The organism is Streptomyces sp. NPDC101194, assembly GCF_044767885.1.
Classification (GTDB): domain Bacteria; phylum Actinomycetota; class Actinomycetes; order Streptomycetales; family Streptomycetaceae; genus Streptomyces.
Genome location: NZ_JBIWOS010000002.1, coordinates 408670 through 422718, shown reverse-complemented (window position 1 = coordinate 422718; position 14049 = coordinate 408670). Strand labels below are relative to the sequence as shown.

The following is a 14049-nucleotide window of genomic DNA, read 5'->3' as shown; positions in this document are numbered from 1 at the left end:
CCCTTACAGCTTCATCAGGCTGGCGTCGTCGACCGAGGCCGAGTGGCGGGAACGGAACACCGACACGATGATCGCGAGCCCGACCACGACCTCCGCGGCGGCGACGACCATCGTGAAGAAGGCGATGATCTGGCCGTCGAGATTGCCGTGCATCCGGGAGAAGGTCACGAACGCGAGGTTGCAGGCGTTGAGCATCAGCTCCACGCACATGAACACCACGATCGCGTTCCGCCGGATCAGCACCCCGGCCGCACCGATCGTGAACAACAGGGCGGCCAGATAGAGGTAGTTGACCGGATTCACTTGGCGACCTCCTCGTCTTCGTTGTCCCGGCCGAGCCGCTCCTCGGCGCGCTGCTCCAGCGCCTTGAGCCGGTCCAGCGACTCGTTGGACACATCGCGGATCTGGCCGCGGTTGCGCAGCGTCTGCATGACGGTGAGCTCGGACGGTGTGCCGTCCGGGAGCAGACCCGGGATGTCCACGGCGTTGTGCCGGGCGTAGACGCCGGGGGCGGGCAGCGGCGGCAGCTGCTTGCCGCGTACGCGCGCCTCGGACATCTCCCGCTGGGTCCTTGCCCGTTCGGTGCGCTCCCGGTGGGTGAGCACCATCGCGCCGACCGTCGCCGTGATCAGCAGGGCGCCGGTGATCTCGAAGGCGAAGACGTACTTGGTGAAGATGAGGCTGGCCAGCCCCTCGATGTTCCCGCCGTGCTCGGTGTTGGCCGTGCCGAGACCGTTGAAGCTGTTCAGCGAGGCGTTGCCGATGCCCGCGATCAGCAGGACCCCGAAGCCGATGCCGCAGCCCGCGGCGAGCCAGCGCTGGCCCTTGAGGGTCTCCTTCAGCGAATCGGCCGCCGTGACGCCGACGAGCATGACCACGAAGAGGAACAGCATCATGATCGCGCCGGTGTAGACGACGATCTGGACGATGCCCAGGAAGTAGGCGCCGTTGGCGAGGTAGAACACCGCCAGGACGATCATGGTCCCGGCGAGGCTCAGCGCACTGTGCACGGCCTTCTTCATCAGTACGGTGGACAGCGCGCCGAGCACGGCGACGATGCCCAGCACCCAGAACTGGACGGCCTCGCCGGTCGAGGTCTGGGAGGCCGCCGCGGCCAGGCCGGTCATGCGTCCACCTCCTGCGCCGAGCCGTTGCTCTCACGGCCGCCGTCCGACGGCTTCTCGCCCTTGGAGACCGCGGTCTGACGCTCCGTGCCGGGCGCGGCCTCGGTGACCAGACCCCGGTAGTAGTCCTGCTCGTCCATCCCGGGGTAGATCGCGTGCGGAGTGTCGACCATGCCCTCCTCCAGGCCCGCGAGCAGCTCGTCCTTGGTGTAGATCAGGCTCTCGCGACTGGTGTTGGCGAGCTCGAACTCATTGGTCATCGTCAGCGCCCGGGTCGGGCACGCCTCGATGCACAGCCCGCAGAGGATGCAGCGCGCGTAGTTGATCTGGTAGACGCGGCCGTAGCGCTCCCCCGGGGAGTAGCGCTCCTCGTCGGTGTTGTCCGCGCCCTCCACGTAGATCGCGTCCGCCGGACAGGCCCAGGCACACAGCTCACAGCCGACGCACTTCTCCAGACCGTCCGGGTGACGGTTGAGCTGATGCCGGCCGTGGAAGCGCGGCGCCGTCACCTTCTGCGTTTCCGGATACTGCTCGGTCAACCGCTTCTTGAACATGGCCTTGAAGGTCACGCCGAAGCCGGCGACGGGGTTCTGGAACTTCTCCTCCGAAGGTTCTGATGACTCAGACACCGTCAGCCTCCTTTCCGTCACTCGAATTTCCGTCACTCTCAGTATCCGGTCCGCCACTGACAACGAGCTCCCGCTCGCCGCGCGGCCTTCGGCGCGGCACCGGCGGCAGGGTCTGTCCGGGCAGTGGCGGCACCGGGAATCCGCCCGCCATCGGGTCGAACGCCGGCTCCGGTCCGGCGTCCGCCGCCTCGGCCCGGCCCTTCTTGTCGCGGAAGATGTCGGCGACGAAGGAGATCAGCAGGATGGCGATCACGGCCCCGGCCACGTACAGCACGATCTTCGAGAAGTCGTAGCCCTCGTTGCGCAGTGCCCGCACCGTCGCGACCAGCATCAGCCAGAGCAGCGAGACCGGGATCAGGACCTTCCAGCCGAGCTTCATCAGCTGGTCGTAGCGGACCCGCGGCAGCGTGCCGCGCAGCCAGATGAAGAAGAACAGCAGCAACTGGACCTTGAGGACGAACCAGAGCATCGGCCACCAGCCCTGGTTCGCGCCCTCCCAGAAGGTGCTGATCGGCCACGGGGCCCGCCAGCCGCCCAGGAACAGGGTCGTGGAGACCGCCGAGACGGTGACCATGTTGACGTACTCGGCGAGCATGAACATCGCGAACTTGATCGACGAGTACTCGGTGTTGAAGCCGCCGACGAGGTCGCCCTCGGACTCCGGCATGTCGAACGGGGCCCGGTTGGTCTCACCGACCATCGTGACGATGTAGATGATGAAGGAGACCGGCAGCAGCAGGATGAACCAGCGGTCCTGCTGCGCCTCCACGATCTTCGAGGTCGACATCGACCCGGAGTAGAGGAAGACCGAGGCGAACGCGGCGCCCATCGCGATCTCGTAGCTGATCATCTGCGCGCAGGAGCGCAGGCCGCCGAGGAGCGGGTACGTCGATCCGGACGACCAGCCCGCCAGCACGATGCCGTAGATCCCGACCGAGGCGACCGCGAGGATGTAGAGCATCGCGATGGGCAGGTCGGTGAGCTGCATCGCCGTACGGTGCCCGAAGATCGAGACCTGGTTGTCGGACGGGCCGAACGGGATCACCGCGATCGCCATGAACGCCGGAATGGCGGCGACGATCGGCGCCAGCACGTACACGACCTTGTCGGCCCGTTTGACGACGACGTCTTCCTTCAGCATCAGCTTGATGCCGTCGGCGAGCGACTGGAGCATGCCCCAGGGGCCGTGCCTGTTGGGTCCGATGCGCAGCTGCATCCAGGCGACGACCTTGCGCTCCCACACGATCGAGAAGAGCACGGTCACCATCAGGAACGCGAAGCAGAACACCGCCTTGATGACGACGAGCCACCACGGGTCGGTGCCGAACATCGACAGATCCTCGGCGGCGAGTACGGCACGGTGCGGTGCCGCGGCCAGTTGAGCGAAGGCAGTCACGCCCCCACCTCCGGTGTGACGTCGGGAGTGCCCGGTGCGGCGGGGCCGATCCGGACCAGGCCGCCGGGCCGGGCACCGGTGTCGGCCGGGATGCCCCGCCCGACGGAGTTCAGCGGCACCCAGACCACGCGGTCCGGCATGTCGGTGACCTTCAACGGGAGTTCGACGCCGCCCGCCGGACCGGTGACGGCCAGCAGATCGCCGTCCTTCACACCCGTCTCGGCCGCGGTGGCGGCGGAGAGCCTGGCGACCGAGGCGTGCCGGGTGCCGGCCAGCGCTTCGTCGCCCTCCTGGAGCCGGCCCAGGTCGAGCAGCATCCGGTGGCCCGCGAGGATCGCCTCCCCGTCGCCGGGCCTGGGCAGCGGTCGCGCCGACTCGTTCGGGTCGGTGGCGTGCGCACCGGCCCAGCCGCCCAGCCGGTCCAGCTCACGGCGTACGGACTTCAGGTCCGGCAGCGCGAAATGGGTGTCCATGGCGTCGGCCAGCATGTGCAGCACCCGGGCATCGGTCGGCGCGAGCGTCCGTGTCATCTGCTCGGGCTTCAGCGCGGCCTCGAACATCCGCGCCCTGCCCTCCCAGTTGAGGAAGGTGCCGGGCTTCTCGGCCACCGCGGCGACCGGGAGGACCACATCGGCCCGCTCGGTCACCTCGCTGGGCCGCAGCTCCAGCGAGACCAGGAATCCGACCTGGTCCAGGGCTTCCAGGGCCCGTGCCGGGTTCGGCAGGTCCGCGGGCTCGACCCCGGCGACGAGCAGCGCGCCCAGTTCGCCGGTGGCCGCGGCCTCCACGATCTGGCCGGTGTCGCGGCCGAAGCGGGACGGGAGTTCGGCGACGTTCCAGACGGCCGCCACCTCGTCCCTGGCCCGCGGGTCGGTCGCCGGCCGGCCGCCGGGCAGCAGCGACGGAAGCGCGCCCGCCTCCACCGCGCCGCGCTCGCCGGCCCGCCGCGGGATCCACACCAGCGCGGCCCCGGTCGCGGTGGCGGTCCGTACCGCGGCGGTCAGCCCGCCCGGCACCTCGGCCAGCCGCTCGCCGACCACGATCACCGCACCCTCGCCGCGCAGCGCCTCGGCCGCGACGGCTCCGTCGCCGTCGAGTCCGACGCCGCCCGCGATCGCGTCGAGCCACTCGGTCTCCGTGCCGGGGGCGGCGGGGAGCAGCGTGCCGCCCGCCTTCTCCAGCCCTCGGGTGGCGTGCGAGGCGACGGCGAACGTGCGCTGTCCGTGCTTGCGGTTCGCCTTGCGCAGCCGCAGGAAGACGCCGGGCGCCTCCTCCTCGGACTCGAACCCGACCAGCAGCACCGTCGGGGCCTTCTCCAGCGAGGTGTACGTGACACCCGAGCCGTCCAGGTCCCGGCCCCGTCCGGCCACGCGGGCGGCCAGGAAGTCGGCCTCCTCGCCGCTGTGCGCCCGCGCGCGGAAGTCGACGTCGTTCGTGTCGAGGGCGACCCGGGCGAACTTGCTGTACGCGTACGCGTCCTCGACGGTCAGCCGGCCGCCGATGAGGACACCCGTCCTGCCGCGTGCGGCGGTCAGCCCGGCAGCCGCGGCGGCCAGCGCCTCGGGCCAGCTCGCCGGTTCCAGGACACCGTCCGCGTTGCGTACCAGCGGGGTGGTGAGCCGGTCCCGTTGCTGCGCGTAGCGGAAGCCGAAGCGGCCCTTGTCGCAGACCCACTCCTCGTTGACCTCGGGGTCGTTGGCGGCGAGCCGCCGCATGACCTTGCCGCGCCGGTGGTCGGTGCGGGTGGCACAGCCGCCCGCGCAGTGCTCGCACACCGACGGCGACGACACCAGGTCGAAGGGCCGGGACCGGAACCGGTACGCCGCCGAGGTCAGCGCCCCGACCGGGCAGATCTGGATGGTGTTCCCGGAGAAGTACGACTCGAACGGGTCGCCCTCGCCCGTACCGACCTGCTGGAGGGCACCGCGCTCGATCAGCTCGATCATCGGGTCGCCCGCCACCTGGTTGGAGAACCGGGTGCAGCGCGCGCAGAGCACGCACCGCTCTCGGTCCAGCAGCACCTGGGTGGAGATCGGGACGGGCTTCTCGTACGTCCGCTTCTTCCCGTCGAAGCGGGAGTCGGCGTCGCCGTGCGACATCGCCTGGTTCTGCAGCGGGCACTCGCCGCCCTTGTCGCAGACCGGGCAGTCCAGCGGGTGGTTGATGAGCAGCAGCTCCATCACACCCTTCTGCGCCTTCTCGGCGACCGGCGAGGTCAGCTGCGACCGCACCACCATGCCGTCGGTGCAGGTGATGGTGCAGGACGCCATCGGCTTGCGCTGGCCCTCGACCTCGACGATGCACTGGCGGCAGGCGCCGACCGGATCGAGGAGCGGGTGGTCGCAGAAGCGCGGGATCTCGATGCCGAGGAGTTCGGCGGCCCGGATGACCAGGGTGCCCTTGGGCACGCTGATCTCGATGCCGTCGATCGTCAGCGTGACGAGGTCCTCGGGCGGAACGGCCGCCTCGCCGCCCCCGGAGGGCGCACTCGTGGTGACTGTCATGCGTTCACCCCCTGGTGAGCGTTCTTGTCGTCGGCCCAGGCGGTCGACCTGGCGGGATCGAAGGGGCAGCCCCGGCCCGTGATGTGCTCCTCGTACTCCTCGCGGAAGTACTTCAGCGAGGAGAAGATCGGTGAGGCGGCGCCGTCGCCGAGGGCGCAGAAGGACTTGCCGTTGATGTTGTCGGCGATGTCGTTGAGCTTGTCGAGGTCGGCCATCTGTCCCTTGCCTGCCTCGATGTCGCGGAGCAACTGGACCAGCCAGTACGTGCCTTCACGGCACGGCGTGCACTTGCCGCAGGACTCGTGGGCGTAGAACTCGGTCCAGCGGGTGACCGCCCGCACGACGCAGGTCGTCTCGTCGAAGCACTGGAGCGCCTTGGTGCCGAGCATGGAACCGGCGGCGCCGACGCCCTCGTAGTCGAGCGGCACGTCGAGGTGCTCGTCGGTGAACATCGGGGTCGAGGAGCCGCCCGGGGTCCAGAACTTCAGCCGGTGGCCGGGACGCATGCCGCCGCTCATGTCGAGCAGCTGGCGCAGCGTGATGCCGAGCGGGGCCTCGTACTGGCCGGGGCTCGCGACGTGCCCGCTGAGCGAGTACAGCGTGAAGCCCGGGGACTTCTCGCTGCCCATCGACTTGAACCAGTCCTTGCCCCGGTTCAGGATCGCGGGAACCGAGGCGATGGATTCGACGTTGTTCACCACAGTGGGGCAGGCGTACAGACCGGCGACCGCGGGGAAGGGCGGCCGCAGCCGGGGCTGGCCGCGTCGCCCTTCGAGCGAGTCGAGGAGTGCGGTCTCCTCACCACAGATGTACGCGCCCGCGCCCGCGTGCACGGTGAGTTCCAGGTCGAGCCCCGAGCCCAGGACGTTCGTCCCGAGGAAGCCCGCCTCGTACGCCTCGCGCACGGCTTCGTGCAACCGCCGCAGCACGGGGACGACTTCACCGCGCAGATAGATGAAGGCGTGCGAGGAACGGATCGCGTAGCAGGCGATCACGATGCCCTCGATGAGGGAGTGCGGGTTGGCGAAGAGGAGCGGGATGTCCTTGCAGGTCCCGGGCTCCGACTCGTCGGCGTTGACGACCAGGTAGTGCGGTTTGCCGTCGCCCTGCGGGATGAACTGCCACTTCATCCCGGTGGGGAAACCGGCGCCGCCGCGGCCGCGCAGACCGGAGTCCTTGACGTACGCGATGAGGTCGTCCGGCGACATGGCGAGGGCCTTGCGCAGCCCCTCGTACCCCTCGTGGCGCCGGTAGGTCTCCAGGGTCCAGGATTCCGGTTCGTCCCAGAAGGCGGAGAGGACCGGGGCGAGCAGCTTCTCGGGGCTGCTTCCGTTCCCGTTGCCGTTGATCTCGGCTGCCAAGGTCATCACTCCCCCTCCTCTGCGACGGGACCGGCCGGGTGCTCCGGGTCGGAGGCCGATGTCTGCTGTGAGATGTCCGGCGTCCCGGAGGGACTCGGGTGGGCGTGCGGGCCGAGGTGCTCGGACGGCGACGGCTCGTGCGGCTGGTCGCCGCGCGGGCTCTCACCGCGGGGGGCGACGACGCGCGGGCGCGGCTCCTCCCCCTTGGCGAGCCGGAGTCCGATCAGCGAGGCGGGGCCCGCGCCACCGGACGCCTCGACGGCGCCGGGGCGCTCGTCGGGGAAGCCGGCCAGGATCCGGGACGTCTCCTTGTACGAGCACAGGGGCGCGCCGCGGGTGGGTTCGACGGTGCGCCCGGCGATCAGGTCGTCGACCAGCCGCGTCGCGCTCTCGGGCGTCTGGTTGTCGAAGAACTCCCAGTTGACCATCACCACGGGAGCGAAATCACAGGCCGCGTTGCACTCGATGTGTTCGAGGGTGACCTTGCCGTCTTCGGTGGTCTCGTCGTTGCCGACGCCGAGGTGTTCCTTCAGCCGGTCGAAGATGGCGTCGCCGCCCATCACCGCGCACAGGGTGTTGGTGCAGACTCCGACCTGGTACTCGCCGCTCGGCCTGCGCCGGTACATGGTGTAGAAGGTGGCGACCGCGGTGACCTCGGCGGTGGTGAGGCCGAGCTGCTCGGCGCAGAACGCCATGCCCGTACGGGAGACGAAGCCCTCCTCGGCCTGCACCAGGTGCAGCAGCGGCAGCAGGGCGGAGCGGCTGCCGGGGTAGCGGGCGATCACCTCCTTCGCGTCCGCTTCGAGCCTGGCGCGCACCTCGGCCGGGTAGGCGGGGGCGGGGAGCTGCGGCATCCCCAGACTGACTTCCTGACGTGCTTCGGTCACCGGTCGACGCCTCCCATCACGGGGTCGATGGACGCGACGGCGACGATGACGTCGGCGACCTGGCCGCCTTCGCACATCGCCGCCATGGCCTGCAGATTGGTGAAGGACGGGTCGCGGAAGTGGACCCGGTAGGGGCGGGTGCCGCCGTCCGAGACGACATGGACGCCCAGCTCGCCCTTGGGCGATTCGACCGCGGTGTACACCTGTCCGGGCGGAACCCGGAATCCCTCGGTCACCAGCTTGAAGTGGTGGATCAGCGCCTCCATGGAGGTGCCCATGATCTTCTTGATGTGGTCGAGCGAGTTGCCGAGCCCGTCCGGTCCGAGCGCGAGCTGCGCCGGCCAGGCGATCTTCTTGTCGGCGACCATCACCGGTCCGGGGGCGAGCCGGTCGATGCACTGCTCGACGATCCGCAGCGACTGGCGCATCTCCTCCAGCCGGATGAGGAAGCGGCCGTAGGCGTCGCAGCTGTCGGCGGTGGGGACGTCGAACTCGTAGTTCTCGTATCCGCAGTAGGGGTCCGTCTTGCGCAGATCGTGCGGGAGCCCGGCGGAGCGCAGGATCGGGCCGGTGGCGCCGAGTGCCATGCAGCCGGTCAGATCGAGATAGCCGACGTCCTGCATACGGGCCTTGAAGATCGGATTGCCGGTGGCGAGCTTGTCGTACTCCGGCAGGTTCTTCTTCATGGTCTTCACGAACTCGCGGAGCTGGTCGACCGCGCCGGGCGGCAGGTCCTGGGCGAGTCCGCCGGGCCGGATGAACGCGTGGTTCATCCGCAGCCCGGTGATCAGCTCGAAGAGATCGAGGACGAGTTCACGATCACGGAAGCCGTAGATCATGATCGTGGTGGCGCCGAGCTCCATGCCGCCGGTGGCGATGCACACCAGGTGCGAGGAGATCCGGTTGAGCTCCATCAGGAGCACGCGCAGGACGGTGGCCCGGTCCGGGATCTGGTCCTCGATGCCGAGCAGCTTCTCGACGCCCAGGCAGTACGCCGCCTCGTTGAAGAACGGCGTCAGGTAGTCCATGCGCGTCACGAAGGTGGTGCCCTGGGTCCAGTTCCGGAATTCGAGGTTCTTCTCGATGCCGGTGTGGAGATAGCCGATGCCGCAGCGGGCCTCGGTGACGGTCTCGCCGTCGATCTCCAGGATCAGCCGCAGCACCCCGTGCGTGGACGGGTGCTGGGGGCCCATGTTGACGATGATGCGCTCGTCGTCGGACTTGACCGCGGACTCGACCACCTCGTCCCAGTCGCCGCCGGTGACGGTGTATACGGTCCCCTCGGTCGTGTCGCGGGCGTCCGAGAGGGGCGTCCCGGAAGGACCCGGTGAGGGCTGGGCATGGGAAGTAGACATCAGGAGTACGACCTCCGCTGGTCCGGAGCCGGGATCTGGGCGCCCTTGTACTCGACGGCGATACCGCCGAGCGGATAGTCCTTGCGCTGCGGGAAGCCCTGCCAGTCGTCCGGCATCATGATCCGGGTGAGGGCGGGATGCCCGTCGAAGACGAGCCCGAAGAAGTCGTAGGCCTCGCGCTCGTGCCAGTCGTTGGTCGGGTAGACCTCGACGAGCGACGGAATGTGCGGATCGCTGTCCGGGGCCGACACCTCCAGGCGGATCAGCCGGCCGTGCGTGATCGAGCGCAGGTGGTAGACGGCGTGCAGCTCGCGGCCCTTGTCGCCGAGGAAGTGGACGCCGCTCACCCCGGTACAGAGCTCGAAGCGCAGCGCCGGGTCGTCGCGCAGGGTGCGGGCGACCTGGACCAGGTGCTCGCGGGCGATGTGGAAGGTGAGTTCGCCGCGGTCGACGACGGTCTTCTCGATGGCGTTGGCGGGAAGCAGGTCCTGTTCCTCCAGGGCCCCTTCGAGCTCGTCCGCGACCTCGTCGAACCAGCCGCCGTACGGACGGGACGTGGCGCCCGGCAGGGTCACCGCGCGGACGAGACCGCCGTAGCCGGAGGTGTCGCCGCCGTTGTTGGCGCCGAACATGCCCTTGCGTACGCCGATGACCTCGCCGCTCTCGTCACGCGGTGCGGGCACACCGTTGTTGCTCTGCTCGTCGTGATGACGGTTCTCGCTCACCGCAGCAGCCCCTTCATCTCGATCAGGGGCAGTGCCTTGAGGGCCGCGTCCTCCGCCTCGCGGGCGGCCTCCTCCGCGTTGACCCCGAGCTTGGAGCTCTGGATCTTCTGGTGGAGCTTGAGGATCGCGTCCATCAGCATCTCGGGCCGCGGCGGGCAGCCCGGCAAATAGATGTCAACAGGGACAATATGATCAACACCTTGAACAATGGCGTAATTGTTGAACATCCCGCCCGATGATGCACAAACCCCCATGGAGATCACCCACTTGGGGTTGGGCATCTGGTCGTAGACCTGCCGCAGGACGGGCGCCATCTTCTGGCTGACCCGCCCTGCCACGATCATCAGATCCGCCTGCCGCGGCGATCCGCGGAAGACCTCCATCCCGAAACGGGCCAGGTCGTAGCGCCCGGCCCCGGTGGTCATCATCTCGATGGCGCAGCAGGCGAGGCCGAAGGTGGCGGGGAAGACGGACGACTTCCGCACCCAGCCGGCGGCCTGCTCGACAGTGGTCAGCACGAAGCCGCTCGGCAGCTTCTCTTCGAGTCCCATGGTGTGCCCCTCAGCCCCTCAGTCCCATTCCAGGCCGCCGCGACGCCATACGTACGCGTAGGCGACGAAGACGGTGAGCACGAAGAGCAGCATCTCCACGAGCCCGAAGATCCCCAGGGCGTCGAAGGTGACCGCCCAGGGATAGAGGAAGACGATCTCGATGTCGAAGACGATGAAGAGCATCGCCGTCAGGTAGTACTTGATGGGGAAGCGGCCGCCTCCGGCTGGAGTGGGGGTGGGTTCGATACCGCACTCGTACGCTTCGAGCTTTGCTCGGTTGTACCGCTTCGGGCCGATAAGCGTGGCCATGACCACGGAGAAGATCGCAAACCCTGCCCCGAGGGCGCCGAGCACGAGGATGGGCGCGTAGGCATTCACGCTCCTCGCTCCTTCCAGTCGTCCTTGACCGTTGGACCGCATCGGGCGATTCGGCTCGCCACCCCACCAAGATCGTGCACATGTGAGGCAGTTCACAAGCCCGACTGCCCCGCATCCTATGCCCGCCATCCTGTGATCTGCGACACGGGGTACGACAACGAGTTTGTGATCTCCACCACCCGGCGAAGGCTCGCGAAGCCACCTGAGCGGTGATCTTCGTACGCAAAGCGGCCGAGCGGTCACGAGACGTGACATCTGATGCTGTTAGCGCTGGTCAACACGGTGTTGCACTAACAATCAGATACCCGCGGAGGCAAATTGGCAATGGACGGCCTGGGAGTGATAAGGGGATCTGCCCCACTCTGATCTCACTCGGGCGAGGGGCCCCCGGGGAGCGAAGTGGACGTGTGCACCCATTCACGATCTTCCGGATGAATGGCCGTGGCCGAAATCCGACGCCCCCTCAGATGCGAAACGCGCACGCCTCTCACTCCACGATCACCCTGTGACCTGTGTCACTTCGATCAGGCGCCGATAAAAGCGGGCTTGGCCATCGGTGTGAACGGATGGTAAGCGGCGGGCAATTCGGGCGTATTACCGAAAGTCCGTGATCACAGCGCTGATCAAGCATGCCCGGTTTGCCCGTTACGGCGTCAATAAGGGCCGCCAGGAAGCGGATTCACAGATTCCGGACGTAACTGTGTCGCAACACACGTTTCTTGAAGGGAGCCCCGGGGCCCTGATAGCGCTAGTACTCATGTCCCACACCGCTCACATACCCAGCCACCGGAAGCCCCGCCGAAGCGCGCCGAAGACGGCGCTGCGAGCCGGAGTTGCCGGTGGCGTCCTCAGCACCATCGCGGTGGCAGGCGCTGCCGGCCCGGCCCAGGCCGAGCCGGTGACCCAGACCATCGAGATGCCCACCATCACCGCCGGGCTCTCCACCGCCGTCGCCGCGTCCGCCCAGGCCACGCAGCAGGTCGCCCAGGACCTGCAGACGCAGGCCCAGGAGGACGCCGCCGCCGCCACCGCGGCCAAGACCGCCAAGAAGGCCAAGGCCGAGGCGGTCCGCAAGGCGGAGGCCAAGAAGAAGGCGGAGGCCGCCGCCAAGGCCAAGGCGGAGGCCGCCGCCCAGCGCGCCTCCCGCACCGCCGTCCGTACGTCGCTCAGCGCGACCTCCGGCTCCACCGCCGTGGCCTCGACGTCGGCCTCGTCCTCCTCCTCGTCGAGCGCGACCGGCTCCGCCGCGTCCGTCATCGCCTTCGTGAAGGCCCAGGTCGGCGACGCCTACGTGTCCGGCGGCACCGGACCCAACTCGTGGGACTGCTCCGGTCTCGTCCAGGCCGCGTTCCGCTCGGTGGGTGTCGACCTGCCGCGCGTCTCGCAGGCCCAGTCCACCGCGGGCACCCAGGTCTCCCTGAGCAACCTCCAGCCGGGCGACATCCTGTACTGGGGCGGTGCGGGCAGCGCGTACCACGTCGGGGTGTACGTGGGCGGCGGCGAGTTCGTCGGCGCGCAGAACTCCAGCACCGGTGTGGTGCAGCGTCCGCTGTCCTACGACCCGCCGTCGGGCGCGGTCCGCGTTCTCTGAGTTCCGCAGGTTCCACCGGGTTCACGGATTCACAAGCGCCGTACGGGCGCGCAACGAAGGGCCGTCACTCCCCCGCTCGGGAGCGACGGCCCTTCGTCGTTCCGGCGGAATCACGACATCACCCCGGGCGGGGACCGTTGACGTCGCGAACCGGCCGGACACCGCTCACCGGTGCTTGTGAACTGGGGCGAACAGCCCTCGCGTCACCGAGCACAGGACGGCACCGCCATGACCACCGCGGCCACCACTCCCGACGGACGAACCGCCCCGCCGCCCCGCACCCCGTTACGCGGCCGGCTCGCCGTCGTCTCGGTCATGCTCGGCATCTTCTCGATCGTCACCACGGAGATCCTGCCCATCGGCCTGCTGACGTCGATCGGCTCCGACTTCGCCGTGTCGGACGGGGTCGCGGGTCTGCTGCTGACGATGCCCGGAGCCCTCGCCGCCGTCTCCGCCCCCGTGGTCACCGTGGCGACGGCGCGCGTGGACCGCCGTGCGATGCTCGGCGGGTTCATGCTCCTGCTGGTCCTGGCCGACCTCCTCACCGCCGCGGCCACGGACTACCGGCTCCTCCTGGCCGCCCGGGTACTGGTGGGAATCACCATCGGCGGCTTCTGGTCGATCGGCGCGGGGCTGGCCGAGCGGCTGGTCCGCCCCGAGTCGGTCGGCCGGGCGACCGCGGTGATCTTCTCGGCGGTCCCGCTGGGCTCCGTGCTCGGCGTCCCCGCGGGCACGTTCATCGGCGGTCTGGCCGGCTGGCGGACGTCGTTCGTGGTCATGGGCGCGCTGACCGCGGGCGTACTGGCCCTGATGCCGGTGGTGCTTCCACCCCTGCCCCCGACCCGGGTCACCCGGGCGAGCCTGCTCCGTGCCGTGCTCGGCCGAAGCGGCACCCGGTTCGCCTTGCTCATCACCTTTCTCATCGTTCTGTCGCATTTCGCGACCTACACCTATGTCACTCCGTTCCTCGAACAGGTCACCCGTGCGGGCCCTGCCGTGATCACGGTGTTCCTGCTGGTCTACGGCGCCGCCGGAATCATCGGGAACTTCCTCGGCGGCGCCCTCGTGGTGCGACGGCCGCTCACCGCGACCGCGCTCGCCGCGGGGCTGATCGCCGCGGCGACCGCCCTGCTGCCCGCCCTGGGCGGGTGGCAGCCGGGCGCCGTCGCGCTGCTGGTCGTCTGGGGGGTGGCCTACGGTGCGGTGCCGGTCTGCTCACAGGCGTGGTTCGCCAGGGCGGCACCCGACACGCCGGAGGCGGCGTCGGTCCTGTTCACCGCGTCCTTCCAGGCGACCTTCGCCATCGGCGCCCTGACGGGCGGGGCGGTCCTCGACCACCTGTCCGTGTCGGCGGTCATGCGGCTCGGTGGGGTGGTCGCGGCCGTCGCGGTGGTCGTGGTGGCCCTGCCCGGGACGCGCCCCGGACGCCTCGGCTCCCGGCGGGGGTGAACCACCCCGGCCCCGTCCTCGGGGCCCGGCGGGGGTGAGCCGCAGCGCCTTCATCCGCGGCGAGCACCCCCGCGCCCCGCCACACCCTCGTCGTACAGA

The 14049-nt window shown here is 69.3% G+C and carries 13 protein-coding genes; 2 read left to right on the top strand and 11 right to left on the bottom strand.

Annotated elements, in window-relative coordinates:
- Positions 1-3: 3 nt before the first annotated feature.
- From nuoK to ACIRP2_RS08545, 11 genes are read right to left on the bottom strand one after another with little or no spacing between them, the layout of a single operon-like run.
- Positions 4-303, bottom strand: coding sequence for an NADH-quinone oxidoreductase subunit NuoK (gene nuoK / locus ACIRP2_RS08595; protein WP_093543641.1), 300 nt, complete (start codon positions 301-303; stop codon positions 4-6).
- The gene (locus tag ACIRP2_RS08590) at positions 300-1127 is read right to left on the bottom strand and encodes an NADH-quinone oxidoreductase subunit J (protein WP_404247897.1); all 828 of its coding nucleotides are present in this window, start codon (positions 1125-1127) and stop codon (positions 300-302) included. The genes nuoK and ACIRP2_RS08590 overlap by 4 nt, the downstream gene beginning before the upstream one ends.
- Positions 1124-1753 (bottom strand): NADH-quinone oxidoreductase subunit NuoI, encoded by a 630-nt coding sequence (gene nuoI / locus ACIRP2_RS08585; RefSeq protein WP_404247895.1) that lies wholly within the window; start codon positions 1751-1753, stop codon positions 1124-1126. Before nuoI ends, ACIRP2_RS08590 begins: the two co-directional genes overlap by 4 nt.
- Positions 1746-3149 (bottom strand): NADH-quinone oxidoreductase subunit NuoH, encoded by a 1404-nt coding sequence (gene nuoH / locus ACIRP2_RS08580; protein ID WP_404247893.1) that lies wholly within the window; start codon positions 3147-3149, stop codon positions 1746-1748. Before nuoH ends, nuoI begins: the two co-directional genes overlap by 8 nt.
- Positions 3146-5653, bottom strand: coding sequence for an NADH-quinone oxidoreductase subunit G (locus ACIRP2_RS08575; protein ID WP_404247891.1), 2508 nt, complete (start codon positions 5651-5653; stop codon positions 3146-3148). Before ACIRP2_RS08575 ends, nuoH begins: the two co-directional genes overlap by 4 nt.
- Positions 5650-7023, bottom strand: coding sequence for an NADH-quinone oxidoreductase subunit NuoF (gene nuoF / locus ACIRP2_RS08570; RefSeq protein WP_404247889.1), 1374 nt, complete (start codon positions 7021-7023; stop codon positions 5650-5652). Before nuoF ends, ACIRP2_RS08575 begins: the two co-directional genes overlap by 4 nt.
- Entirely contained in the window at positions 7020-7868 is an 849-nt protein-coding gene (gene nuoE / locus ACIRP2_RS08565; RefSeq protein WP_404249402.1) for an NADH-quinone oxidoreductase subunit NuoE, read from the bottom strand. The genes nuoF and nuoE overlap by 4 nt, the downstream gene beginning before the upstream one ends.
- 29 nt (positions 7869-7897) lie before the next feature.
- On the bottom strand, positions 7898-9256 hold the full coding sequence (locus ACIRP2_RS08560) for an NADH-quinone oxidoreductase subunit D (protein WP_404247887.1): 1359 nt from the start codon (positions 9254-9256) through the stop codon (positions 7898-7900).
- Positions 9256-9981, bottom strand: a complete 726-nt coding sequence (locus ACIRP2_RS08555) for an NADH-quinone oxidoreductase subunit C (protein WP_404247885.1) — start codon at positions 9979-9981, stop codon at positions 9256-9258. The genes ACIRP2_RS08560 and ACIRP2_RS08555 overlap by 1 nt, the downstream gene beginning before the upstream one ends.
- On the bottom strand, positions 9978-10532 hold the full coding sequence (locus tag ACIRP2_RS08550; protein ID WP_030975705.1) for an NADH-quinone oxidoreductase subunit B family protein: 555 nt from the start codon (positions 10530-10532) through the stop codon (positions 9978-9980). Before ACIRP2_RS08550 ends, ACIRP2_RS08555 begins: the two co-directional genes overlap by 4 nt.
- A gap of 18 nt (positions 10533-10550) precedes the next feature.
- Positions 10551-10910, bottom strand: a complete 360-nt coding sequence (locus tag ACIRP2_RS08545) for an NADH-quinone oxidoreductase subunit A (RefSeq protein WP_003992243.1) — start codon at positions 10908-10910, stop codon at positions 10551-10553.
- 757 nt (positions 10911-11667) lie between these two features.
- Between ACIRP2_RS08545 and ACIRP2_RS08540 the strand changes: the two genes are divergently transcribed.
- Together ACIRP2_RS08540 and ACIRP2_RS08535 are read left to right on the top strand one after the other, a co-directional pair.
- Entirely contained in the window at positions 11668-12501 is an 834-nt protein-coding gene (locus ACIRP2_RS08540; RefSeq protein WP_404247882.1) for a C40 family peptidase, read from the top strand.
- A 228-nt stretch (positions 12502-12729) separates the two neighbouring features.
- Positions 12730-13950, top strand: a complete 1221-nt coding sequence (locus tag ACIRP2_RS08535; protein ID WP_404247880.1) for an MFS transporter — start codon at positions 12730-12732, stop codon at positions 13948-13950.
- Positions 13951-14049: the final 99 nt, after the last annotated feature.